Here is a 25343-nt window from a genome sequence, read left to right as displayed (position 1 = left end):
CATTTTTAAATATTTTTGGTCTTATTTTTATTAAACTTTGATGAAACAATTTATTTTCTGGAAATTGTCTTGTATGCGTTTTATGATTTCAATTTACCGCTGTAAAAGGGGACAAATATTTGTCTATAAGAAATGAAAACATCAAAAGTTTTGTAAGAATGAAGCTTTTGTATGTGCGCATTTTGATGTGGTGTATCCTCTCATTTGAGCGGATATGGTTACGGTTGTTGCCATTTTTCCTAGTTCTCAGTCTCTTTTGTTCGCTTGGTTGGTTTGGCATTTTTAGTATTCTGAGTTATTGGCCACATTTACTCTTACTTGGGTTGATGCTTTTTTCTGCCGTGGCAAGTTTGTTTTCTCTTATTGGCTTTCGGTTTCCGACTGTTAGGGAAGTTAATCGCCGTATTGAACAAGAAAATGGCCTCAAAAATCAGCCTTTAGGTGTTCAAATAGATCGTGTATGTCCTGAAAATGATGAAGATTTTAGTGCGATTGTTTGGCGCGAACACCAACGCCGCATGGCGGAACAATTGTACTCTTTAAAAACAGGATTTGCCTATCCTAATAGTGCGGCTTATGATCCTTTGGCTTTGAGGGCTTTATGTGTTCTTCTTTGTGTGTGTGCCTTTAGTTTTTCTTTTGGCTCTTTGGGGGGACGTTTGGCAGATGCGTTTGATTTTCGTCCTTTAGTTGATGAAACATCAATGCGAATTGATGCTTGGGTAACACCACCTGCTTATACGGGTGTTGCACCTCTTTATTTAACACAAGGTGAGACAACACGGCTTACAGTTCCTGAAGGAAGTGACCTAGTTGTACGTGTTGTTGATGGTGCTGGTGTTACAGTTAAAGCGTTCTCTGAAGAAGATGGGCAGGAGATTTTGTTTTCCAAAAAAAGCGATAAAATGGTTTTTAATGAACCAATTGTTCATTTTGAAACACGCTTGGAGCATTCAATAAGTTTGTCTGTATCATTGCGTCATAAACAACAGCAGTGGTATTTGCAAGTGATTAAGGATCAGCATCCGACAATTGGTTGGTTGGAAAAACCAGGGCGAATTTTGACTGGTTCATTAGAGTTAAAGTATGAGATGGATGATGATTATGGAGTTACAAAAGCCTTTGTTGAAATAGAGCCTCTTTTTGATCAATATAAAAATACCGTTTCTCTTTATGAAGCACCTGAAATAAAACTTCTTTTGCCACGTGGTGGCAAAGGTAAGATGCGAATGGTACAGGATGTCTCAAGTCATCCATGGACTGGTTCGGAAGTCAAAATTACTTTGGTGGCAGAAGATGGAGCTGGGCAGCAAGGTCGCAGCAAAACTTTTATCATGATATTACCACAGCGTATTTTTTCGAATCCCATTGCTCGTGCTGTGAGTGAATTGCGTCGTTTATTGGCTCTTAATTCTTTAGCGCGAGAGCGGGTACTCGATATGCTTTCCGCTTTGCTTGTTCGTCCAGAAGATGGTCTTCAAAATGTAACACATTTCCTTGCCCTACAGAGCGCATGGACGAGGCTTTCTATGGCAGAAACAGAGGGTGATTTGCGCGATGTGGTCAATTATTTATGGCAGATTGCTTTGGGTATTGAGGGCAATCAGTTTGAATCTGTTCAGAAGAATTTAAAACAGGCACAAGCCGCTTTGCGTGATGCACTGCGCTATGGTGCCCCAGCTACAGAAATTGAACGGCTTATGGCGGATTTACGCCAAACTATGGATGATTATATTCATACTTTGGCTGAAAAAGCACAAGACAATAATAGCAGTTCTAGTCATCCTAATCTTTCAGAAGATACATTACAGGAAAAACTGAATTCAATTGAAGAAATGGCCAAAATGGGCTCCTCTTTAGCAGCTGAGCATTTATTGGCTGAAGTTGAACAGATTCTCGACCATTTGCAAGTGCAAAAAAGCAATCAAGGTGGCGGACAAAGCGAGGGCCAATTCGCGCAAATGAAAGAAAAAATGGATCAGCTTGGAGATCTGATGCGTCGTCAGCAAGAAATTCTCAATGAAACACATCAGTTAGAAATGGAACAACGACGTGGAGAAAATGTGCTGGAAAAGCAAAGCAGATCTTTAAAAAAACGTCAGGCTGAGTTACAGTCTGAATTATTAAAGTTAGAAAAAGAATTGTCAGCACAGGGACTGGAACAGAGTGGCGCATTGAAAAGGGCAGAAGAGAAAATGAATTCTGCAAAAACTGCGCTTGATCAGGGAAATCATCAAACATCCATAGAAAATCAGTCAGATGCTTTAGAAGCCTTAAGGCAGGGTGCACAAAATGTTTTAGAAAAAATGCGTGAAGTCCTCAAAAAAGCAGGAGACAATCAAAATGCTGTTTCTGGTCATGAAGAAGATCCATTAGGTCGTCCGCTTTCTTCAAAGTCTGATCAAGGGCAAGAAGGTACGATTATACCACAAGTAAGTGATCAAATGCGCGCGCGGCAGATTTTGGAAGAAATTCGCAAGCGCCTTGGTAAAGAGCATATCCAAGAAGCAGAAAAAAACTATCTTGAAAGGTTGCTTCATTTTAATTAGTCATCTGGTTTTTTTCTTAGTCAAAAACAGTGCACTTGAAGTCTTTATAGGGTGTAAGTTATCAAAGATAAAATACGATTAAATGGGTTAGTGAAGTGATCATAGAAACGTTCTATGCTGCTTTTAGAGCCATTTAAGTTTAAAATATGAAATATTAAAGTTTTCGCCATTGCGGAGAAAAGGCAAAGGTCCATATAAGTGGATTATATGAAAGCCTGTGATGTTTAAATTTTTTCTACACGGTATATTGAATTGGATATAGTCACGCTTAGAGATTTTTATGCTTCTACTCTTGGTATGCGTGTGCAGCAGACGGTTTGTGATCAATTAAATTTGTGTTGGCCTGATCTTGCTGGTAAACGGGTCATGGGTTTTGGTTATGCACTTCCTTATCTTTCTGCATTGCGTTCACGTGCAAAACAATGTTTCGCTTTTATGCCTGCTAGTCAAGGTGTTTCACCTTGGCCTTGTGCTGATAAGGTTGCTACAGCACTTGTTTTTGAAGAGGATTTGCCACTCCCTGATGCTTCGATTGATTGTATTTTATTGGTACATGCACTTGAATATACAGAAAATGCATTCGAAACACTGAATGAAATATGGCGTGTTTTGGCTCCTAATGGTCACTTAATCATTATTGTTCCTAATCGCTCCGGCTTTTGGGCGCGCAATGGTTGCACACCCTTTGGTTATGGTGAACCTTATAGTCGGCAACAAATTGCTCGTTTATTCGAAAAAACAAATTTTATTTCTGGACCAGTACAAGAAATTGTACATTATATGCCTTCCTCAGGTTATTCTTCGCGTTTTTTTTCTTTTGTTTATGAACCATTTGCGCGCTATCTTTTACCTTATTTTGGTGGGCTCTTAATTTGTCAGGCTCAGAAACGTGTTTATCAAGGTTTGCTTGTGCAGCGTCGTCAGTCGCGACGTGTTTTTATGCCTGCGTTATCACCACAAGCACGTGAAAGTTCTCTCTTGTCTTCTTTTTGCTTGCAGAGAAGAAAATTAATGGCATCAAAATGTTTTTGAAGTAGTAACTGTGGCCAAAACTTAAAGATTAAGACGATATCCGTTGTGATCGGTAATGAGAATTTTTGCGTTAGAAGGATCTTTTTCAATTTTTTGTCGTAAACGATAGATGTGGGTTTCTAACGTGTGGGTGACAATATTTCCATTGTATCCCCAAATTTGTTCTAACAGTGTTTCACGGTTTACAATTTGGTTGCTCGTGCAATAGAGATATTTAAGAATTGCTGCTTCTTTTTCTGTGAGGCGAATTTGGTTGTTATGTTGATCAATGAGGAGTTTTTGTCTAGGTTTGAAGGCATAGGGACCAATGTAAAAAACTGCATCTTCATTTTGTTCGTATTGGCGCAATTGGGCGCGGATTCGCGCTAACAATACAGCAAAGCGAAAGGGTTTTGTGACATAATCATTGGCGCCTACTTCAAGATCTAAAATGGTATCGCAATTAGTATCATAATTTGTGATCATGATAATGGGAGCACGAAATCCTTGGGAGCGTAATTTTTTAACAGCTTTAAGTCCATTAAGATCAGGGAGTTCAATAGCCAAAATGGCTAGATCAACATTTTTTTCTTGGGCTATTGTGATTCCTACTTCAGCTGTTTTCGCTTGGAAAACTTTAAATTCTTTATGAATTTGCAATTGTTCTTTCAAAATAGCGCGTAAATCATCATCATTTTCAACGATTAAAAGGGTATATTTGTTCATTTTTTTTCCTTATAGGGTACGTTAATGCCCCAACTGACAGAGAGTAGTTTCATGAAAAATGAGATCTCATGCAAGAAGAATTGAAAAAGAAATCTTGTAAAAAAAACTTTTGTTTCTTTTATGGTTTTTCATTGATAAGCAGGTGATTGTACGCAGTTTTTTGTATTCTAAGACGGTCCGATATTTCTGCTTGTAAGCACGAAAATAATGGTGTTATGTTTCATTCCTTTTTGCTTTTTCACTGCATTTGAGTGTAGGATGATAGTCGGCGTGATGTGCGTAGAGATGCCAATTATCATTATTTGGTATGTCTTTTTTATTTTTTTGTAAAAGTGCTGAAGAAATAGAGCGTGAAGATGACTTTTAGAGATTGTTTTGTTTTGGATTTGAAGAGTACAGAATGGAAAATGGCAGAAGAGAGTGCTCTTTTTATGCATGTAGCGCAAGAAAATTATATTCCAACAGAAGGATGTATTGTACTCGTCCGCTGTGATATGAAACGTCTCTTGTACCCCATATAAGCCGACGAACAAACAATATTGTTTTAAGTTGAAAGTATTTCTCTCTTCACTTTTTTCTTTTATTTTTGTTATAGTTTTCAAAATTATTTTAAAGCAATGTTTTTTGAATAGTAGAGATTACATAGGGTCTCATGTTTTTATTTTTCGCTTTCTTTTCAGGTGGGACCATGCTTTTTTATAAAGAATAACAGCGTATTTTTGTGCTTTTTTCATATATTTGCTTTAAGAAGAATCTCTACCTTGCACACAATTTTCATCTCTCAGATGCTGTTCATAAATAGTATCAATTAAAAGCTACTGAGCATCACTATTCTTACTCTTATGAAGGAACAGACCGCAGCAATGCTATCATTGTATTCCCCACTTATGTTGCTTTTTTTCTTGTAGTTAAACGGTTTTTGGTTTTGAGTAAGAGGGATGAAACAAGAAAATACTTACTGTATTCTGTACCCTAATTCAATATCGAAATAATAAATTATTATTATAAATCAAATTTTTAAGATCTTAAGGTTGCCCATCAAGCAAATTTCTTTCCATTCATCTTTTGTCACAGGTTGCACTGATAAGCGACTAGCATTGACCAGTACCATATTTTTTAGTTTTGGATTCGCTTTGATCTGTTTTAATGAAATAGGGGTTGGCATATCACAGACAGCTCGGATATCCACACATTCCCAGCGTGGATCAGAGGTTGTAGAATCAGGATGCGCTTCAGCACAGACCTCTACAATACCTACGATTTCTAATCCTTTATTTGAATGATAAAAAAAGCCTTTATCACCACATTTCATTGCTCGCATATTATTACGGGCTTGATAGTTGCGTACACCATCCCATTGTTCACCGGCAGCACCTTTTTGCTTCTGCATGTCCCATGACCATTTATGGGGTTCAGATTTAAAAAGCCAATAAGCCATGAGATCTCCTTTTCATAGGCAGTGTTGCATTTCATAAATCATACACATCTTTTTAAGCATTTGTGTAGCGTCATCAACAATGATTTTGGATTTAAAATAAGCTAAAGAATATTGATAATCGATCTATTTATTCTTTTTTGAAATAGTCAAATTGTGGTGGAGGAGTGATCTATAGTTTGTAGGTATTTTTATATGTTGTGTGAAGGTGTTTTGATTTAAGTTCATTGTTAGCAGAAAAAATATACAAGTATGTGAAAAGGCAAGCTTAAAGTAAATTGGTAAGTATGCAAAATTTGATCATTCTTTCGACAGTGGTTTGAAAAGTCTAGCGAATATAGTATCCCAGTCAGTATAGTATCATTGAGTTGGAAAAATGTGGCGAGAAAATTGGTTTCTGATAAGTGAAGGATTTACAATAGTAATGGTGAAAGATGAGATATTAGATGATGGTGATTCATATTGTGTTTCTTGGTGGATAATATAAGCGCTAATCTATTGTTCTTATGCTTTTGTTCCACGGCGTCCTGTTCCGATTAAAGGAACGGCTTTTTCATCCAGTGGCCAGCGTGAACGAGGTGCAATGCCAAGGGAACTTGTTTCGCCCCGTGCGAACCGTTTAGCTCCAGCAAAAGCAATCATTGCAGCATTATCAGTACACAAAGAAAGAGGGGGAGCGATAAATTCAAAACCGTGTTGATGGGCAAGTTCTTGCAACGTAGATCGAATAGCTTGGTTAGCAGCTACTCCGCCTGCGACAACTAAAGCAGGAGGGCGAAGTCCTTGATAATGAGAGAGAGGATACTGGTAAGTAAAGTGTTGTAGAGCCAAATGAATCCGGTCATACACTGTATCGGTGACGGCTGCTTGAAAACTCGCTGCAATATCAGCAACATCACCTTCTGTGAGAGGGGCCATCGCTGTTGCAGCTTGTCGAACGGCAGTTTTGAGACCGGAAAAGGAAAAATCCAACCGTTTTTCACCTTTTAAAGGTCGTGGAAGAGGAATACGATTTTTATCACCTAATAAAGCTGCTTTTTCAAGAGCTGGGCCGCCAGGATAAGGAAGGCCTAAGAGTTTTGCTGTTTTATCAAAAGCTTCCCCCAATGCATCATCAATGGTGGTTCCTAAACGCTGGTAATTACCCACTTCGTGGACAAGGATTATTTGTGTGTGGCCGCCTGAAACCAACAGTAATAAATAGGGAAAATTGACATTATGCGTTAGCACGGCTGTTAAGGCATGACCTTCCAGATGATTGACGGCAATAAAAGGTTTTCCAGTGGCAAGAGACAGTGCTTTTGCCGTCATAACGCCTACTAAAAGTCCTCCTATCAAACCTGGTCCACTTGTGGCTGCAATGGCATCAATGTCTTTTAATTTTGTATTAGCTTCTCTAAGTGCTTTCAAAATTAAATCATCGAGAATTTCAACATGAGCACGAGCAGCAATTTCAGGAACAACACCACCGTAAGGTGCATGATTATCAATTTGGCTCCAAACAATATTGGAAAGAATTTGACTGTTGCCTTCATTTTTATGTTCAATGACAGCAGCAGCAGTTTCATCACAACTTGTTTCTATTCCTAACAGGCGCATTTCAAACAAAACCTTATGTTTAAATTTTTTTTCATGTGTGGGTAGCACGGACAAGCAAAGAAGCAAAGAACTTCCCTTAAAATTGATCTTTATATGAGAAAAATAAATTTAGTTTTTTCTTTGCTATAATTGCTTTGTTGACTAAAAATTAAGGTATGTTTTTCAGTATAAAATATGATGTGTTTCTAAAAAGTTGTTTATCAAAGTATATATATTGTAAGCGCCTCTAAAGGGGATAAATTGTTGAGAATTTTGACGAAGAAATACTCTTGATAAAAAGCGTAAAAAACAAGGTATGTTGTTTGAGAAATGCTTAATTTTTAAAGCTTTTTTCATTTTGTTATTTTATCGTTGAAAAAGAAGTATGAAAAAAGTGGCTAAGATGGCAGATTCTTCAAAACCTAAAGTTAAATCGCATTATATCGGTATGCGCCGTAAAAAACCGGTGATTGAACATGAAGTTGTAAGCCATGATGCAGAGCAAAAAACACAAGACTCTATAAAATCAAATGCAGTAAAAAAACAGCGCGAGCCAAGTACACAGTGTAAACATATGTCTGAGATACCTTGGCTTTTTTTGCCAATTTCAGGAATTGTTGGTGGTCTTATCGCTTTGGGGCTTGCGATAGCGGTACAATGGGCGGGTTTTCTGCCTTCTTCTTTGAAGGGTGACTATGCTGGTGGAGAAAAAGCTTTACAGATTGCGGAAACGGCAAAAAGTCAAAGTGAAGAGACAATGCGGCAATTGGAGCGTGTGCTTCAAGAAATTGATGCATTGAAAGTAGAGTTTTCAGCTTTTTCATCACAAAAGTTTGGCATCTTTCCAGGTGATGAAACTTCACAAGAAGAAAGCAGAAAAGCCTTTGCGGCTTTAGAAGAAAAAGTAAGTGGTCTTGAAGAGTATGTGTTAAATTTAGTGAGCATATCAAAAGATATGAAAATGACTTTGTCCGTTGGACAGAGTAATGCAAATGATCTTACTGCTTTAAAGCAACAGTTAGAGATCATGCAAAAAGAGATTGATGCTAAAAATGATAAAAAAGAAAAAATAAATACTGCATTGTTTATTGCAGTCAGTTCGCTAAAAAATGCTGTAGAACGTGGCGGATCTTATGTCAATGAATTGAAAATGTTACAGCAATTATCGCCTTCAATTGAGGGATTTGATCTGTTACAAAAAACAGCCAATACAGGTATTCGAAGTTCTGCACAACTTTCGGTTGATTTCTCTCATGTTGCCGATGCTATTGTTGCTACACAAAATAATGTTGCGTCAGATGCTGGTTTTTTTGAACAGATTTGTGCATGGATAAAAGGTCTGGTTATTTCACGGCCGATTGGAAATGTTGAAGGTATGACGCTAGGGGCAATTGCGGCTCGGATGGAAGTTGCCATTCAAATGGGTGATTATGAAAAGGCTCTGAGTGAGTGGCAAACATTGCCCCAAACTGCAAAAGACGTTTCTGTAAACTTTGTTTATCAACTTGAAAGACATATTGCTATTCATCATCTTCTCCAAAAGTTGTTGCTCTCTGTGCAACAAGGGTCTTTTAACGCAAAAAAGATGTAAATAGGCTCAAGATGATACGTGTTTTGATTTATACTTTTGTTGTATGTGTGCTTGGTTTAGCTTTTGGGTGGGTTGCTAATCACAATGATGTTTTTGTCATGACGTTTTTGCGCTTTCGGTTTTCTGTTTCATTGTTGACGCTCTTAAGCGCGCTCATTTTATTTTTTGGAATTTTAGTGCTTCTGTGGTGGTTTTTATCTGTACTTTTTTCCATCCCTGGGGCTCTCTCCAATTATTTTTATAAACGCCATCAAAAGCACGGTTACGAAGCTCTTTCAAAAGGCTTTCTTGCAGTTTTTGCTGGTGATGGTGTTGCAGCGCAAAAAATGGCGGCACGTGTTGTAAAATATCTTGCGGGTAATCGTGAGCCATTGGTCAAGCTTTTACAAGCTCAAACTTTGTCTTTGCAAAATAATTCTGTTCGCGCCATTGGTCTTTATGAGGAAATGAGAAAGGAAACACCGACAAAATTGGCTGGGCTTTATGGTTTGTTTCGTGAAGCTATGAAAACAAATGCTTATGAAGTAGCACAGCAATATGCAGAAGAAGCGTTAGCTTTATCACCAGCGCTTTTGTGGGCAAATCAAGCAGTGCTTGATCAGTTGTGTGCTCGTGGGCAATGGGACAAAGCACTTGATGTTTTTGAGCGAGCACAAAAAGCTTTACCCCACACTGTTCGTTCAACTACAGAGCGTCATCATATACAAGCTTTGCTTTTAAGTGGACAGGCAGCTCATCTGTTTAATACGCATCCTTTCGATGCGCGTACAGCTATTTTGAAAGCGCATAAATTAGTGCCTGATTTTGTGCCTATAACAGTGATTACTGCTGATATTCTTTATAAACTAAATGAAACGCGCAAAGCTGATAAAATGATTATTGCCGCTTGGAAGAAAAATCCTCATCCTGATTTGGGAGCACTTTATCTTGAAAGAGAAAAGGGAGCCGTTGGGCGCTTAAAAAAAGCGAAAACACTTGCTTCCTATAATAAAGAAACATTTGAATCGGCGTTCCTCATTGCTAAAGCTGCCCTAGATGCTGGTGAAAGGGCATTAGCAAGAGAACAGGCACAAAAAGCGCTTCGATATCATCCGCGCGAAAGTGTTTATTTGTTGTTGGCAGATATTGAAGAAGCAGAAGGAAATAATCAGGGGGCTGTGCGGCAATGGCTTTCTTTAGCGTTGCGTGCTGAACGTGATCCGGTATGGATGTGTGATGGTCGCATTTTTTCTTCTTGGTCCTTGGTTTCTCCAATAAGTGGACGTTTGGGATGCTTCGAATGGAAAGCACCTCCCTGCCAGCCTCCTCTCACATTAGAGCTTGATAGTATTGAGCTGCAAAAAGAAGATAGAAAAGGTACCGTGGAAAAAACACCTTTTGTTGAAGATCAGTTGCTTGAAAAGGCATCATCTTTAGAAGATAACTTTTTGCATCATTTCAAGATAAAGGAAAAAGATAAAGAGGTATCCCGCCAAACGCATTTAAATGTTGATGATCCAGGGATTAAAATAGAAGAAGATGATGAATCTTTGTCAAAAAACAAATTTCGGTTATTTTAAAAAGAAGAACTATAGTGAATATTGTTTATCAAAATTATTCTTTTGTGTTTAAAAAATTAAACTTAACTTGATTGCAGAGAGTGATTGGTTAAAAATGCTTTTAATACAAAGGTGTCGGGGTAAAAAGCAAAAAAACAGCAAACCAAGAATAGCAGTCGTTGTTCATCGTCAATCGACATATACTGGTCGTTTGGGGAAATTTTTGCAACAGAGTGGTTTTGTTCTTGATATTTATCGTCCTATTTTTGGGCAGAAACTTCCCAATACATTAAAGTATTATGCCGGTGTTGTCATTTTAGGGGGATCGATGAGTGTGAATGACAGCGAAGCATATATTGGTGAAGAAATTGATTGGATTTCTTTGTCATTGAAAGAGAATAAGCCTTTTTTGGGCATTTGTCTTGGAGCACAAATGTTAGCGCGAAATCTAGGGGGGCGTGTTGGTACAAGAAGCGATGGAACTGTTGAAGTTGGTTGGTATCCATTGGAAGCAACCCCGCAGGGCAAGGAATTGATGAATTGGCCAGAAATGGTCTACCATTTTCATGATGAAGGGATTTATGATTTACCTAAAGAGGCAGTGCTTTTAGCAACGGGGCATGCATACCCTACACAAGCTTTCCGTTATGGAGACAATGCATGGGGTTTGCAATTTCATGCTGAATTCACGCGTGCTATGATGCGACGTTTGGTGATTCGTTCGGCACATAAATTAACCGAAAAAGGAGCTCAGCCGGCTTCTGCACATTTAAAAGGTCGCTTAATCTATGATCAGGCTTTAAGCCAGTGGTTTGAAAATGCATTGCGACAGATTTTCTGTGTATCCTCTACACTCGCATAAGTGTTAAAAAACTGTTTATATTGATTTTCATTGTTAGATAAGGAAAATTTTAATTTTGTTTATGTTCTCTCAATTGACATCATTCCGGAAAAAACTTTCTTTGAACCAGCTGCTTTGTGGTTTTTTCTGTGTTATTTTGATACTCGTTTATAGCGCGTTCTGGTTTTTTTTTTCACGTAAAATAGAAAATCGTGTTTCCGATATACTTGTAAGTGCATCTTCTCGTAGTATAACAGCTGTGTGCGAGCATCTACGCAAGAATGGTTATCCGTTACGTATCGGTGTTGTTTGTGATAAATTTCAGTTTGTCTGGCCTTTACATGGGTTTTCTTTATCAACTGGACGTTTGACGGCAGGTGCACCGATTTATGCACCGCAATGGGTCGAGTTAAACGTTCATTCTCCTGCTTCAATTGCTTTAGCGGGAAAAGCTCCCATAATATCACACTGGCGCAATTTAGTGATTGAAGCAGAGCCTTATTGGAGAACGGGTAAGACATTTAAGTTTATGGCTGAAGGGCTTGAGATTTCTAGGGTTGTGTCGTCTTTTGAAAATCAGAAACTTCAGGGAGCATTGAAATCACAGACGGTAGATAAAAAGACACTGCAAGAAAGTGCTGAAGATCATGCATCTTTGAACGATGCTGATGATACGATTGTGCATCCATTAGACCAAAAAAATACAGCTCTAAAAATAACAGCAGAATTTGTGCGACTTGATCTTAAAAACGAAAAGAATAATTTATCAGGGCATGTTACTTTCGATAGTTTTGATTCTTCTTCGTTTTTTGCACCTTACTTTGTTGATTTTCCAAAAATTGATGGCAATTTAAAATGGAATCTCAATGATGTATCCAATCTGTTTGATGCAAATGGTGGAAGCGGTTGGAAGCAGCGTTTGTATGGGAAAAGTGGAATTTTAAAACGCGGTGAATTTATTTTTCATACGGGTGGTGTGGTGCATGTAAGTGGACCTTTTTCTTTTGACGATAAAGGATATTTGTCAGCAAAATTTGAACTTGCTTTTCCTGAACATGCAGAATTTCTTACTACTGCACAGCGCTTGTTTCCCGCGCAAACCAACAATCTTCAAGCTTTATTTTTTATTTTGGGTGCTATGCCTAAAAATGCAGAGGGCCACCCCATTATACCCTTGCAAATTACCCATGGGTGGGCAAAACTGGGGTTTCTAAAACTTGGCCGTCTTGCACCACTTTAAGTTTGAAAGGCGGTGTTCTGAAGTTGAGCAATTAACCCTGCTGTAAAAGTAAACCGAGAAATGTTGAGATCGTTTTCAATAAGGGCACCAATGCGGTTTGTTACATTGTGAATGTATTCTTCTTCTTTTTGGCTCCAAGCTAAGAACGGATCCTTTTTTTCTTCATAGTTTTTCAGGATTTTCATAACGATTTGCCGTAAGCTTTCGGCAATATTTTCTTTTGCTTGGCTTATAGCCATACTATCATAATAATCAAGTACAGGAATTGTTCGGCTTGCTTCATTAATACGGTTTATACGAATGACTTGAGCAAGTGAGAAATAGATTTCTGCGGTTTTAATAAGGTCGCTGTTGCTTTGTTGTGCAATCAAAGCAATATCACAAATTATTGGAGCAGTCTCCAAGAGAGCTAATTGTTGTGCTAGAGTTTTTGGTGCACCCTCTTCACTATAATGTATTTTTTTTTCCTTAATTTTTTGATGAATGTCATTGTCGTTGGAGTATATAAGCTGTTTTTCAATAACAGACCGCGCTTGCTTAATTGTTTTTACAATTTCTTCTAGTGGAACAGAGAGATCCATATTGCGCAAACCCCAATTGGTTGTCTCAAAAAGCATTGAGGTAATTGCGGCGTAGAATTTGTTTTGGACACAACCAGGTATTTTATTATCAAGGTTATCAATCTGGTCAAATAATTGAGGAATTTCAAAGCCATCGCGGAGGGTAATAAAAACGCGAATGATATTTTCAGTTTTTTGTTCTGTTGCATCTTTTAGGCGATTAACAAAAGTAGGTCCACCGCGATTTACGATATCGTTGGCAATGAGGGTTGCAATAATATCGCGACGCAATTGGTGGTTAATGATTTCTTTCTCAAAATTTTTCTGGATTTGGGTCGGAAAATAATTCAGCAAGATCGTGTTGAAATAACACTCATCAACGATGGAACTGTGAGCAATTTCTTCCTTTAGAGTTAATTTAGCATAAGCCAAAATAACAGCGAGTTCTGGACGCATAAGGCCTTGACCTTGGGCTATTCTTTGGCGCAAAATTTGTTCATCAGGAAGAATTTCAACTCTACGGTCGAGAAGCTTCTTTTGTTCCAGATCATGCATAAAGCGTATTTGATAAGGCAAATCAATAACACTTCGGTTTTCAGCTAAGGAAAGAGCAAGAGGTTGTAAATAATTGTTGCGCAGGACTAACTGCTCAACTTGTGGAGTCATTTTTTTCAAGAGTTCATTGCGTTCTTCACGAGTAAGCGTTTTTGCACGAAGTGCTGATGCAAGAACAATTTTGATATTGACTTCAACATCAGAACAATTAACACCTGCAGAGTTATCAATGGCGTCTGTATTGCATCGTCCACCATTTAAGACATATTCAATTCGACCACATTGTGTAACGCCAAGATTTGCCCCTTCACCAATAACTTTTGCACGTACTTGTTCACCGGTAATGCGTATTGCATCATTGGCGCGATCACCTACTTGGGCATCGGTTTCTGTGGTTGCACGGATATAAGTGCCAATGCCACCAAACCATAAAAGATCAACAGGTGCTTTGAGAAGAGCAGAGATAATTTCAAAAGGCGTTCCTGTTTGTTTTTCAAAGCCAATAGCTTGTGCAGCTTCAGGTGAGAGCGTAATGGTTTTCATTGTGCGTGAGAAAATGCCACCACCCTTTGATAATTTTGTTTGGTCGTAATCTTGCCAGCTTGAGCGAGGGAGTTGAAAGAGTCGCATGCGCTCTGCATAGCTTTCAACTATATTGGGATCTGGGTCGATAAAGATATCACGGTGATCAAAGGCGGCGATAAGTTTTGTTTGTTTAGAAAGGAGCATGCCGTTCCCAAAAACATCACCGGACATGTCGCCAACACCAACACAGGTGAAAGGAATTGTTTGGATATCGTGATTAAAAGATTCTCGAAAATGTCTTTTGACTGCTTCCCATGCACCTTTTGCGGTAATGCCAATGGCTTTATGATCATAGCCTGCCGATCCTCCAGAAGCAAAAGCATCATCGAGCCAAAAGTGATTTGCTTGGCTGAGTGCATTGGCTGTATCAGAAAAGGTTGCTGTGCCTTTGTCAGCAGCGACAACAAAATAAGGGTCATCACCATCATGGCAGATGACATTATCGGGAGGACTTATTTTGTCATTGATCAGATTATCGGTAATGGAAAGCAAAGCTGTGATAAAGTCAATATAAGCTTGTCGCGCGGCTTCTGTTATGGTGGCACGGTCGTTGGTTTGAGGTAAGCAATGAGGATAAAATCCCCCTTTTGCACCGACAGGGACGATAACTGCGTTTTTAACCTGTTGGGCTTTAACTAAGCTAAGCACTTCAGTGCGATAATCTAATGCACGGTCAGACCAACGAATGCCACCTCGAGCAATAGGGCCAAAGCGCAAATGAACCCCTTCAACTTCTGGACCATAAACAAAAATTTCTCGATAGGGACGTGGTTCAGGTAAACCTTCAATTTGGCGTGGATCTAATTTGGTTGCTAAAATACGCCGCGGACTACCATTTGCAAGAGAAGTAAAGGCATTGGTTCGTAAACTCGCATCGATTAGATTTCGATAACGGCGTAAAATGAGATCATCATCTAAACCTGATACTTTCTGTAATTTTTCTTCAATGCGCTGTTGAATGACCTGTTGTTTTTTTTCCCGATCTTTTTCTGTATGGCTTTGATGAAATTTTAAATGAAACAAAGCATAAAGATCTTGGGTAATATCAGGATAGGCGTTTAAAGTCTGGGCAAGGCGCTCTTGTGAATACGGAATTCCAGTTTGTTGGAGATAGCGTCCATAATGCCGAAAAATAACAATTTCACGCCAGTCGAATTGAGCTGTTTGGGTTAAAGCATTAAAGGCATCATTATCAGCATTTTTGGCCCAAATGGCTTCGAATGTCTCAGCATGGTTTTGACCGTTTTTATCGAAATCAATGCATAGTTGAAAAGCACTTTCCAATTGCATATCATGAAGATATACGGAGTGTCCGTTGCCATCTGGTAATTTAAGTGTCTGTTCAGCAATGACCCGAAAACCCATATTTTCAAGAAGGGGCACGCGTTTGGAAAGGGCAAGCGCTTCATAGCGGTGAAAGAGCCTAAGGGAAATACTTCGTTTTTCTTTGTCGTGTGCGTGATAAAAAGTAACGAAAAGAGGTTTTTTATCATTAAGACTTAGAATATGACCTGCATCTTCAATTGCATCTTCAGCCGAGAATAAGTCACGATAGCTGTTGGGAAATTCGCTGGCTAAACGCATTTGTTGGTCTGTTGCTTTGCGACTCAGGGCTATACTTTGAACACTGTCTTCCCAGCTGCGTGCTATGGCACGAACATTTTGTTCAAGTACTGTACGTTCAACAACAGGGGCGCTTTCGCTCCCTTTGCGATGGACGATATAATGAACACGGATGAGTGTGCTTTCTAAGAAGAGAGGATAAGATTCAAAAAAATCACCCTTGTAGAGTTCAACAAAGTATTCACCAATTTTTTCACGAATACTGCTGCTATATTGGTCACGGGGCACATAGACAAGTATAGAAACAAAGCGCCCAAAAGAATCAATATGGGCGAGTATTCGTAGACGTGGGCGTTCGTCTAATTGCAGGATAAGTTTGGCATTTTCTGTTAATGTATCAATGTCAGAGCGAAACATTTCATCTCTTGGATATGTTTCTAAAACACTGATGAGCGCTTTTCCAGAATAGTCAGCCCGATCATATCCAAGGCGTTGAATAATGGTTTTTGCTTTTTCTTTTAAGAAAGGGATTTGCGAGATAGAGCGCGTATAAGCTGAGGAAGTAAATAACCCTACAATGCGTAATTCTCCACACAATTTGCCTTCTTTATCAAAGATTTTAAGACCAATATAATCGAGCCAAACAGGACGGTGAATTTTTGAACGGCTGTTGGCTTTCGTCACAATAAGTAGGTTATCACTTTCCATAAAGGATAAAATTTCTTGGGGAGGTTCTTCCACACGTGCATCGCCAATAATACGAATAGAGGCATCGGTGAGAATACCCAGTTCAATGTCGCTGGCTGTAAAGGCTTTTGTGGGTTCTTGGTCTTTGATGAAGTTATAAGTGCGCATGCCAAGGAAGATGAAATTATGGTCCATCAACCAGTTAAGAAATTCAATAGCTTTTTCGCCTTCTTGTTTGTAGTGCGCGGGAAGATTTGTTTTATAGGCGTGGATATGCTTTTCAACTTCTTTAAGCATAGGTTTCCAGTCTTGCACAGCTGCATTCACTTGTTCAAGAACTAAGGTGATTTCATCTTGGAGTTTTTGTATCTGTTGTTCGTTTAACGACTCGATATGAATTTGCATGAGGCTGATGCGTTGTCCGGAGGCACAGTCAAGGACGGGGTGTGCAATCAAATAAATGTGATTTTTGTGCTGATTAAATATATTCAAAATAGAATCAAGGAGAAAGGGTTTGTTATCGTTGACAAGCGTGACAACAGTTATAGGTTTGTTTTTGCGGGTCAAATTTTGTTCAAAGCAGATAGTACTTTTCCCTGCTTTATGGAGGTCGAAGGCTTTAACAGCGGTGGTTGCAGCTTTTTGGAGTTCTTTATTTTCATAACAGGCGATATCTTCTTTATCGGTGTGAGCGAAAAGGATTTGTTCTATTTTATCTTGATTGCTTTTTATCTTTGATGCTTTTTGTTGTATCACAATAATTTTCCCTTTTTTGCTCTTAAGTAGTCTCTTTTTTATAAGAATAGACCGTTACACCATTCTCTGCACTGTAGCATCTTCTTTTTGCAGGGAATAGTTATTTATATTGGAGATAATGAAACTATTTCTTCCATTTTATAGTAATAATTTAAAAATTTTTATGTCGATGAAAGGACATTTTTAGTATCGTTGTATGTTAGGAGTTTATTTTTGAAGTAGATAAAGTGAAAGTATATATAGAATGAAGTGTTTACCAGAAAAACTGTTAAGCGGTTACCAGTCCTTTATAAAAAATCATTTTTTATACAAAACAGCACATTATCAGCAATTGGCCGATGAAGGGCAAAAACCTGAGGTTTTGATAATCGCTTGTTGTGATTCACGTGCGATACCAGAAATGATTTTTAATGCTAAACCAGGCGAAATTTTTGTGTTGCGCAATGTGGCAAATTTAGTTCCTCCTTTTTCTCCTGACAGACAATATCATGCTACATCAGCAGCTCTTGAATATGCGGTACAATTGCTTGAGGTTAAGCATATTGTTGTTTTGGGTCATGCACATTGTGGGGGGGTGAGTACTGCTCTTAAGGAGACGTGCAAGTCTTTAATTTCAGATGATTTTATTGGTCAATGGATGAGCCTTTTGGTACCAGCAGCGAAAACAGTAGTTGATAATAAAGCATTAACCGTACAAGAACAACAAACCACATTAGAGCAACTTTCTATTTGTCATTCGCTGAAAAATTTAGAGTCATTTCCGTGGATAAAGGCGCGTAAAGATCAGGGTATTCTGTCGTTGCACGGGGTTTGGTTTGATATCTCAAGTGGTGAATTATGGAGTATGAAACAGGAAACAGGACATTTTATGCGTGTTGAGATCAGGAATTTTGCGGTGTAACGTTTGCTGTCTTTTTGCTTCTTATGAAAGGTCTTGTATGATAAATCTTGACAAAGGCGGGGTTTTATTGTTTGAAAGAACAAGCTTTCAGTGACAAAATTAACTTGGAGCCACCGACTGAGACCCCAGTTTAAGGGTATTAAAGAGATCTCAGAGGTCAACATCCGACGGCGCGATGCGTTCTCGGATGCCACTTTGGTTTGTTTGTTATGTAGCAATGAGGTAGATGATGTTTGAATCCTTACAAGAGCGGCTTGGTTCCATTCTGTCTAATTTGACAGGGCGCGGCGCTTTATCGGATCAGGATGTAGCGGCAGCATTGCGCGAAATTCGTCGCGCTTTGTTGGAGGCCGATGTTGCACTTGATGTCGCTCGTTCTTTTACTGATAGGGTTCGAGAAAAAGCTGTTGGGGCGTCAATTGTTAAATCTGTTAAACCTGGACAGATGGTTGTTAAGATTGTTCATGACGAATTGGTTCATGTGCTTGGAAATGAAGGTGCTCTGAGTGATTTAAACGCACCAGCACCTGTCGTTATCATGATGATTGGCTTACAAGGGTCTGGAAAAACAACGACAACAGCAAAGCTGGCAAAACGTTTAACTGACAAGCACAATAAAAAGGTTCTCATGGCGTCATTAGATACACGCCGTCCTGCTGCACAGGAACAATTGCGCCAATTAGGAGAACAAGCACAACTTGCAAGTTTACCCATTATTGCCGGTCAGTCTCCCGTCGATATTGCAATACGTGCGGTACAAGCAGCCAAATTAGGTGGTTATGATGTACTCCTTCTTGATACGGCGGGCCGCAATCATATCGATGAAGCCTTAATGCTCGAATTGGCTGAAATTAAGGCTTCTTCTCTTCCTCATGAAATTATGTTGGTTGCCGATAGTCTTACCGGTCAAGATGCTGTTCATCTTGCCCGTTCTTTTGATGAACGTGTAGGGATTACAGGAATTATTTTAACACGTATGGATAGTGATGGCCGCGGTGGTGCCGCTCTTTCAATGCGCGCTGTTACGGGAAAGCCAATTAAGGCAATCGGGACCGGTGAAAAAATAGATGCTTTAGAAGAATTTCATCCCAGTCGTATTGCCGATCGTATTCTCGGAATGGGTGATATTGTTTCTTTGGTGGAAAAAGCTGCTGAAACAATGGATCATGAGAAGGCTGCGGCTTTTGCAAAAAAGATGCAAGCTGGAAAATTTGATCTTGATGATCTTGCAGAACAATTGCAGAAAATGAAAAAACTTGGCGGTATGGGCGGCATTATGGGAATGCTACCGGGTTTTAGTAAGGTAAAAGATCAAATTGCTGCCGCGGGTCTTGATGACCGTTTGTTTAATCGTCAATTGGCTATTATTTCGTCAATGACGCCTTTTGAACGTGCTAATCCTGAAGTTTTGAAACACAGCCGTAAGCAACGGATTGCTAAAGGTTCTGGTACGAGTGCTGCTGATATTAATAAGCTTTTGAAAATGCATCGCCAAATGGCTGATATGGTGAAAGCTATAGGTGGTAAGGGCAAAGGCGGTTTGATGGGAAAAATGTTGGGAGGACTTGGTGCCAAAATGGGGTTTGGTGGAGATTCTGGAACAATGCCTGATTTGTCAGGGTTTGATCCAAAGCAACTCTCGACACTACAAAAACAAATTGAAAGTAGTAGTGGAGGGAAAGTGCTACCTGGTCTTCCGAGTCATGGCTCTGCATTTCCTGGTCTTTCTAATGGTACTGCCGATAGTGGAGGAAAATTTCCTCAGCGGTTTCCCAAAAAATAAGATGCCAGGAGGGAAGGAAGCGTAATGCAGGAAAAAATATTGGACGAATTAGCGTGTTTACGAGCGTCCATTGATAACTTTGATGCAACATTGATTCATATTTTAGCAGAGCGGTTTCGTTGTACGAAAGCAGTTGGACAGTTAAAAGTACGTTATGATTTGCCTATAGTGGATCCTTTGCGTGAGCAACATCAGGTAGCGCGTTTGCGGCAATTAGCTATAGATAGTCATCTTGATCCCGATTTTGCTGAAAGATTTTTAAAATTTATCATTAAAGAAGTTGTACAGCATCATGAAGTTATTGCTGAAGAGAAAAAAACAAAACAAGTAAATTTAAACGAAAGCCAGAGCTGACTATAGGAGATAAAATATGGCATTGAAAATTCGTTTGTCCCGTGGAGGTTCAAAAAAACGCCCTTACTATCATATCGTTGTTGCGGATGTCCGTAGTCCGCGTGATGGGCGCTTTCTTGAGCGTGTTGGTGCATGGGATCCAATGTTGCCTAAAGATGGACCACGTGTAAAACTTAATGAAGAACGTATCCAATATTGGCTTGGGCAAGGTGCTCAACCAACAGATCGCGTTTTGCGGTTTTTGGATGCTGCTGGCTTAAAAAAGCGTCCAGTTCGCAATAATCCACATAAAGGTGAACCTGGTAAAAAAGCGCAAGAACGCATAGCCGCAGCAAAACAAGCTGCTGAAGAAGCGGCTGCTGCAGTATCAGAAGAGGCGTGATTATTCTCAAAAATAATCGAGAATACTTTAAAGCTTTTATAGAAAGCTTTTATAGAAAATGACGATTGTTATTCGTTTTGTCTATAAAAGTGGTTCCTCTTTAGAGAGTGGTTGATCTTTAAAAGAATCAATATGAGACTCCTAGAAGTCAATGGCGCGGCCTTTAATTTCCCAATCTCCGTAGCGTGAAGGGTCTTTGCCGCCGCGTCCTCCGTTCTCTAAGGGTTTGTCTTCGTTTTTTTCATGTTTACGCCTTTCTTCCGCTTCATCTAAAGCCCGTTGTGCTTGGGGGGAAAGAGGCTGTTGTTTAACAGTGGTTGCATTTTGTTTACTTATTTTTTGGTCTTTTTTGTCCATTTTATACCTTAGCTCCATTGAAGAACTAGAAAGAAAACCCCATCATATAGAAATGATTGAGTTTTATCATGGAGTTTTTTGAGTAATGAACATAATGCGTACGGCCATGCTTTTGGCTTTTATGACCGCTCTTTTTATGGGAGTTGGTTTTCTGGTTGGGGGGGGCAATGGCATGATCATTGCACTTTTGATAGCGAGTGGTTTAAACTTTTTTTCCTATTGGAATTCGGATAAAATTGTTTTACGCATGTATGGTGCGCGTGAAGTTGATCAGCGTTCGTCACCCGTTTATTATAAGATTGTAAGTGATTTAGCTCGAAAAGCTTCTCTTCCTCAACCGAAAGTTTATGTTATTGAGAGTGCGCAGCCAAATGCTTTTGCTACCGGACGTAATCCTCAAAATGCAGCCGTTGCTGCTAGTACCGGATTGTTAGAGCAGTTGAGTGCAGAGGAAATTGCAGGGGTTATGGCGCATGAGCTAGCGCATATTGAGCATCGTGATACATTAACAATGACTCTGACTGCAACAATTGCTGGAGCGATTTCGATGCTTGGTAATTTTGCTTTTTTTATGGGGGGGCAGCGTAATTCTTCAGAACATTCTCATGGCGCTGGAGCGATTGGGAGTATTATTGCTTTGTTTGTTGCGCCTTTTGCAGCGATGCTGGTGCAAATGGCTATTAGCCGTACGCGTGAGTATGCCGCTGATCGGCGGGGTGCTGAAATATGTGGTAATCCCTTATGGTTGGCTTCAGCGTTGCATAAAATTGCGGGTGGTGGACGTACTGTCTATAATGAAGAGGCAGAGCATAATCCGGCGACAGCACATATGTTTATTATCAATCCTTTGAGTGGTGAAGGGGCTGATAGCCTTTTTTCTACGCATCCAGCGACAGCAAATCGCATTGCTGCTCTCCAACGGCAAGCAGAAGAGATGAATGGATCAATAGTCAAAAATATGGGATGGAATAAGCAAGGCGGTTTAGATTTGCATGGAAAGGATGCTTTTCAACGAGTAACAAAACGTCCTTCTTGGCTTCGTTATAAAGATTCAAAAAAATCTCGCTCATAAAGCTCTTTAGGGCGCAAAAGGTATAAAGGTATTGTTTTGAAACGCATGAAAGCGGGGCGTGTGTCCGAAAAGAATGTTCCTGGATTAACTGTGCGACAGGTGTGTGTTCGTCTTTTAGGGGCGGTGCTTGATAAGCGCGCGTCTCTATCTGGTTTGACGGATAATGAGCATGGGCACCCACAGTATTTAGGGCTTTTGCATCGGGATCGTTTATTGTGCCGGGCTATTTTGGGAGCGGCATTACGTCATCGGGGGCAGATTACAGCTGCTTTATCGCACTTTTTGTCACGGCCTTTACCTCCACAAGCGTTCTCACTTCAGCATCTTCTCCATATCAGTGCGGCACAAATTCTTTATCTTGATATCCCAGATCATGCTGCGATTGATTTAGCTGTGCGTGTGGCTAAAATTGACCCTCGTATTCGCCGTTTTTCAGGGGTTGTGAATGCTCTTTTACGCAATCTTGCACGTGAGGTGGATGTGTTACGCCAGCAAGCCCCTGTTATTGAAGGGGTTCCAGCGTGGTTTGGACAGCTGTTAGTATCAACTTATGGAGCAGAAAAGGCTGATCAGATTTTAGCAATGCAAAGCATTGAACCACCTCTCGATTTAACTGTGAAATCTGATAGTATTGGATGGGCTAAGCGGCTTGGAGGTGTTGTTTTACCTAATAATTCCGTTCGGCTGAGCAGTTTGGATTGTGCTGTTTCTGATTTACCTGGGTATAAGGAAGGGGCTTGGTGGGTTCAAGATTTTGCAGCGGCGTTGCCTGTATGTTTGCTCGGAAATGTTCGTGGCAAACAGGTTGCTGATCTCTGTGCGAGCCCCGGGGGGAAAACGGCGCAACTCGCTTTGCAAGGGGCTGATGTGACAGCTGTTGAACTGTCTGCTAATCGATTAAAACGTTTAAAGGAAAATATGGAGCGGCTTCATTTTTCAGTCCGCACTTGGCAAGGGGATGTGAAAAATTTTCATCCCGATCAGCTTTTTGATGCTGTACTTCTTGATGCTCCTTGTTCTTCTACAGGAACGATACGTCGTCATCCGGATATTTTATGGACGAAATCGATGGATGATGTCATTAAACTTGCTGCATTGCAATATGATTTACTTTTGGCGGCAATTACTTTGGTGAAGAAGGGTGGGCGTATTGTTTTTTCTAATTGTTCATTGGCAAGAGAGGAAGGCGAAGATCTTGTTGATAAAATTTTATCAATACGCCATGACATTGTTTTAGAGCCTATTTGTAAAGAGGAGATGGGTGCACTGGCACATTTGCTCTCTTTTGCAGGGACTTTGCGTACAACACCTGCTGATTTTTGTCATGAAAATTTTTATGCTGAGAGAAAAGTGTTGTTAGGAATGGATGGTTTTTTTGCAGCGCGTTTTCGAAAAGTGGCTTAATTAACGTTTCATTTACTAAAATGGTCGAAGTTGTGCTTGATTGAGCATGTACGGAGATGAGATTGTGGCGATTGCGATAAAAGGTCCCCAAATAAAGGCGTCAACATTTATATATATAGCGCATCAATTTATGCGACGTTTATGGATAGGACCACTGTTTCGTTGGCGGTTTTCTGGATTTCGTCCTCATAAAATTTTAGCACATCCCATTGATTTGCACTTAGCTGATCCGTTGATGGCTCATGAATTTTATCACGGCCGTTTTTCTTTTGCTGGCCATATTGTACATTCTGGTGCTGTTTCACCTTTTTCATTAGTTCCACCAACGCCGGAATGGGAAGCAGCCCTTCATGATTTTCATTGGTTGCGACATATGACGGCAGCAGACAGTAATTTGGCAGCAGCGCATGCCCGCGCTCTTTTAGAAGATTGGCTTGATCTGTGTGGTAAGAAAGTAAAAGGATTGCCTTGGAGTGGGCCGGTTGTGGCACGGCGGTTGATTTCTTGGATTTGTCATTCGAAAATGTTATTACAAGGGGCAAGTGAGCGGTTTGAAAAGCGTTTTTTGCGTGCGCTTGGTTTCCAATTTCGTTATTTGCGCATAACGATTGGCACCATGGAAAACAACGATCAGCGTTTGCAAGCAGCAGCGGCTTTGACATTTGCATCTCTCGCTTTACCTGTGTCTGCGGCAATGAAGAAAAAGGTGCAAACCATTCTTAAAGAGGAGCTTGCACGTCAGATTTTGGTTGATGGCGGCCATATTTCGCGTAGTCCTATCATTTTGCTTAATTTATTGTCAGATTTATTATCGTTGCGTCATCTTTTTATGCATAGCAATGAAAAAGCACCACGTATTCTCATTGATTCTGTTGAACGCATGTTGCCTGCTTTGCGGTTTTTTATTCATGAAGATCAAACATTAGCGCATTTTAATGGAGTTGGACCTCTTGTTCCTGAACGTTTGTCGGCACTTTTAGATCTTGATGAAACGGAGGGGCATCCTTTTAGTTACGCACGTTATTCAGGGTTTCAACGTTTACAGGCTTATCAAACAACAGTACTCGCAGATACAGGATCATTTCCACAACGCTCTGCTGCAGAGCATGCTTGTTCAGGGTGTTTGTCTTTTGAAATGTCTTCACGAGGGAATCGTTTTATTATCAATACGGGTGTTAATCCTTATGGCAGTGAGGAGTATCGACATTTCGGACGTATAACCGCAGCACATTCAACAGCAACAGTTAATGATTGTTCGGTGGGAGTTTTTCGGAAAAAAAAGAAAAGCGGGACTTCCTTTTTACTTGAGGGACCAACGGATGTAAAAGTGCGGCGTATAGAGGATTCAGAAAAAATTGGTTTTATTGCTAGCCATAATGGTTATGTACAGTCTTTTAATCTTGTTCACGAACGTGGTCTTCTTTTAGCAACAAATGGTGCAATGATTGAAGGATTTGATCGTTTTTTTATGCCGCACAAAGGTCAGTCAAAGAGACATAAGGCAGGACAAAATGAACAGAATAATGTTGCCGTTCGGTTTCATCTTCATCCGCAAGTTGAGGTCAATTTTGATGGCAATTGTGTATGTTTAGCTGTAGGAGGTGGTCAAGAGTGGTATTTTATATCACCTGATGCTGATATTTGTCTTGAAGATTCAATTGATTTTGCTGGATTAACAGGTCCGCAACGCACACAACAGATTGTTTTATATTTTCGTCCTGCATTTCAAGAAAAAGTTCGCTGGCGTTTTACGCGTCATTAATTGGAGCAATGACGGCTTTTTCATAATACCGATAAATATAGAATTATTCTTTGTGCGTTAAAAAAGATATTCTATCCTTTCAGTGTATTTTGATAAAGGCGTATGCTATAAAT

Annotated in this window: 19 protein-coding genes; 14 read left to right on the top strand and 5 right to left on the bottom strand. The window is 39.8% G+C overall.

Features of this window, described 5'->3' with window-relative positions:
* The first annotated feature begins 125 nt into the window (after positions 1-125).
* Positions 126-2549 (top strand): TIGR02302 family protein, encoded by a 2424-nt coding sequence (locus MCQ_RS03610; RefSeq protein ID WP_035007945.1) that lies wholly within the window; start codon positions 126-128, stop codon positions 2547-2549.
* Positions 2550-2801: 252 nt separating this feature from the next.
* Positions 2802-3581 carry a class I SAM-dependent methyltransferase gene (locus MCQ_RS03605; protein ID WP_006923601.1) on the top strand — a complete coding sequence of 260 codons (780 nt, stop codon included), beginning with the start codon at positions 2802-2804 and terminating at the stop codon, positions 3579-3581.
* A 21-nt stretch (positions 3582-3602) separates the two neighbouring features.
* Here MCQ_RS03605 and MCQ_RS03600 read toward each other — a convergent pair whose 3' ends face one another.
* A complete protein-coding gene (locus tag MCQ_RS03600; protein WP_006923600.1) occupies positions 3603-4286 on the bottom strand; it encodes a response regulator transcription factor in 684 nt (227 codons plus the stop codon).
* A 356-nt stretch (positions 4287-4642) separates the two neighbouring features.
* Here MCQ_RS03600 and MCQ_RS09585 point away from each other — a divergent pair, with 356 nt between their 5' ends.
* Complete coding sequence (locus MCQ_RS09585) at positions 4643-4807, top strand: hypothetical protein (RefSeq protein WP_006923599.1); 165 nt, start codon at positions 4643-4645, stop codon at positions 4805-4807.
* Positions 4808-5295: 488 nt separating this feature from the next.
* Here the strand turns inward: MCQ_RS09585 and MCQ_RS03590 are convergent, their stop codons facing one another.
* Both MCQ_RS03590 and tsaD read right to left on the bottom strand, forming a co-directional pair.
* Positions 5296-5724, bottom strand: a complete 429-nt coding sequence (locus MCQ_RS03590) for an EVE domain-containing protein (protein ID WP_006923598.1) — start codon at positions 5722-5724, stop codon at positions 5296-5298.
* 501 nt (positions 5725-6225) lie between these two features.
* On the bottom strand, positions 6226-7320 hold the full coding sequence (tsaD, locus tag MCQ_RS03585) for a tRNA (adenosine(37)-N6)-threonylcarbamoyltransferase complex transferase subunit TsaD (protein WP_035007942.1): 1095 nt from the start codon (positions 7318-7320) through the stop codon (positions 6226-6228).
* A 382-nt stretch (positions 7321-7702) separates the two neighbouring features.
* Here tsaD and MCQ_RS03580 point away from each other — a divergent pair, with 382 nt between their 5' ends.
* From MCQ_RS03580 to MCQ_RS03565, 4 genes are all read left to right on the top strand, one after another.
* The gene (locus MCQ_RS03580) at positions 7703-8890 is read left to right on the top strand and encodes a COG4223 family protein (RefSeq protein ID WP_035007938.1); all 1188 of its coding nucleotides are present in this window, start codon (positions 7703-7705) and stop codon (positions 8888-8890) included.
* An 11-nt stretch (positions 8891-8901) separates the two neighbouring features.
* Complete coding sequence (locus MCQ_RS03575; protein ID WP_006923595.1) at positions 8902-10449, top strand: heme biosynthesis protein HemY; 1548 nt, start codon at positions 8902-8904, stop codon at positions 10447-10449.
* Positions 10450-10543: 94 nt separating this feature from the next.
* Positions 10544-11290, top strand: coding sequence for a glutamine amidotransferase (locus MCQ_RS03570; RefSeq protein ID WP_006923594.1), 747 nt, complete (start codon positions 10544-10546; stop codon positions 11288-11290).
* Positions 11291-11351: 61 nt separating this feature from the next.
* Positions 11352-12509 (top strand): DUF2125 domain-containing protein, encoded by a 1158-nt coding sequence (locus tag MCQ_RS03565; RefSeq protein ID WP_006923593.1) that lies wholly within the window; start codon positions 11352-11354, stop codon positions 12507-12509.
* On the opposite strand, the gene MCQ_RS03560 is transcribed toward MCQ_RS03565, so the two are convergent.
* A complete protein-coding gene (locus tag MCQ_RS03560; RefSeq protein WP_006923592.1) occupies positions 12506-17215 on the bottom strand; it encodes an NAD-glutamate dehydrogenase in 4710 nt (1569 codons plus the stop codon). The genes MCQ_RS03565 and MCQ_RS03560 overlap by 4 nt on opposite strands.
* A 244-nt stretch (positions 17216-17459) precedes the next feature.
* Between MCQ_RS03560 and MCQ_RS03555 the strand changes: the two genes are divergently transcribed.
* The 4 genes from MCQ_RS03555 to rpsP all read left to right on the top strand — a co-directional run bounded on the left by MCQ_RS03555 (position 17460) and on the right by rpsP (position 20635).
* On the top strand, positions 17460-18116 hold the full coding sequence (locus MCQ_RS03555) for a carbonic anhydrase (protein ID WP_006923591.1): 657 nt from the start codon (positions 17460-17462) through the stop codon (positions 18114-18116).
* A gap of 229 nt (positions 18117-18345) precedes the next feature.
* Positions 18346-19899, top strand: coding sequence for a signal recognition particle protein (gene ffh, locus MCQ_RS03550; RefSeq protein ID WP_006923590.1), 1554 nt, complete (start codon positions 18346-18348; stop codon positions 19897-19899).
* Between the two features lie 24 nt (positions 19900-19923).
* On the top strand, positions 19924-20253 hold the full coding sequence (locus tag MCQ_RS03545) for a chorismate mutase (RefSeq protein ID WP_006923589.1): 330 nt from the start codon (positions 19924-19926) through the stop codon (positions 20251-20253).
* Positions 20254-20269: 16 nt separating this feature from the next.
* Entirely contained in the window at positions 20270-20635 is a 366-nt protein-coding gene (gene rpsP, locus MCQ_RS03540; RefSeq protein ID WP_006923588.1) for a 30S ribosomal protein S16, read from the top strand.
* Between the two features lie 141 nt (positions 20636-20776).
* On the opposite strand, the gene MCQ_RS03535 is transcribed toward rpsP, so the two are convergent.
* Positions 20777-20992 (bottom strand): DUF1674 domain-containing protein, encoded by a 216-nt coding sequence (locus tag MCQ_RS03535; protein WP_006923587.1) that lies wholly within the window; start codon positions 20990-20992, stop codon positions 20777-20779.
* Positions 20993-21077: 85 nt separating this feature from the next.
* On the opposite strand from MCQ_RS03535, the gene htpX reads away from it, so the two are divergent.
* From htpX to MCQ_RS03520, 3 genes are read left to right on the top strand one after another with little or no spacing between them, the layout of a single operon-like run.
* Complete coding sequence (htpX, locus tag MCQ_RS03530) at positions 21078-22064, top strand: zinc metalloprotease HtpX (protein ID WP_006923585.1); 987 nt, start codon at positions 21078-21080, stop codon at positions 22062-22064.
* 36 nt (positions 22065-22100) lie between these two features.
* Positions 22101-23468, top strand: coding sequence for an RsmB/NOP family class I SAM-dependent RNA methyltransferase (locus MCQ_RS03525; RefSeq protein WP_035007869.1), 1368 nt, complete (start codon positions 22101-22103; stop codon positions 23466-23468).
* A gap of 46 nt (positions 23469-23514) precedes the next feature.
* Complete coding sequence (locus tag MCQ_RS03520) at positions 23515-25230, top strand: heparinase II/III family protein (protein ID WP_006923581.1); 1716 nt, start codon at positions 23515-23517, stop codon at positions 25228-25230.
* The last annotated feature ends 113 nt before the right edge of the window (positions 25231-25343 follow it).

The organism is Candidatus Bartonella washoeensis Sb944nv (assembly GCF_000278135.1).
Taxonomy (GTDB): Bacteria; Pseudomonadota; Alphaproteobacteria; order Rhizobiales; family Rhizobiaceae; genus Bartonella; species Bartonella washoeensis.
The sequence above is the reverse complement of the archived record's forward strand: the minus strand, read 5'-3'. Positions and strand labels throughout refer to the sequence as shown.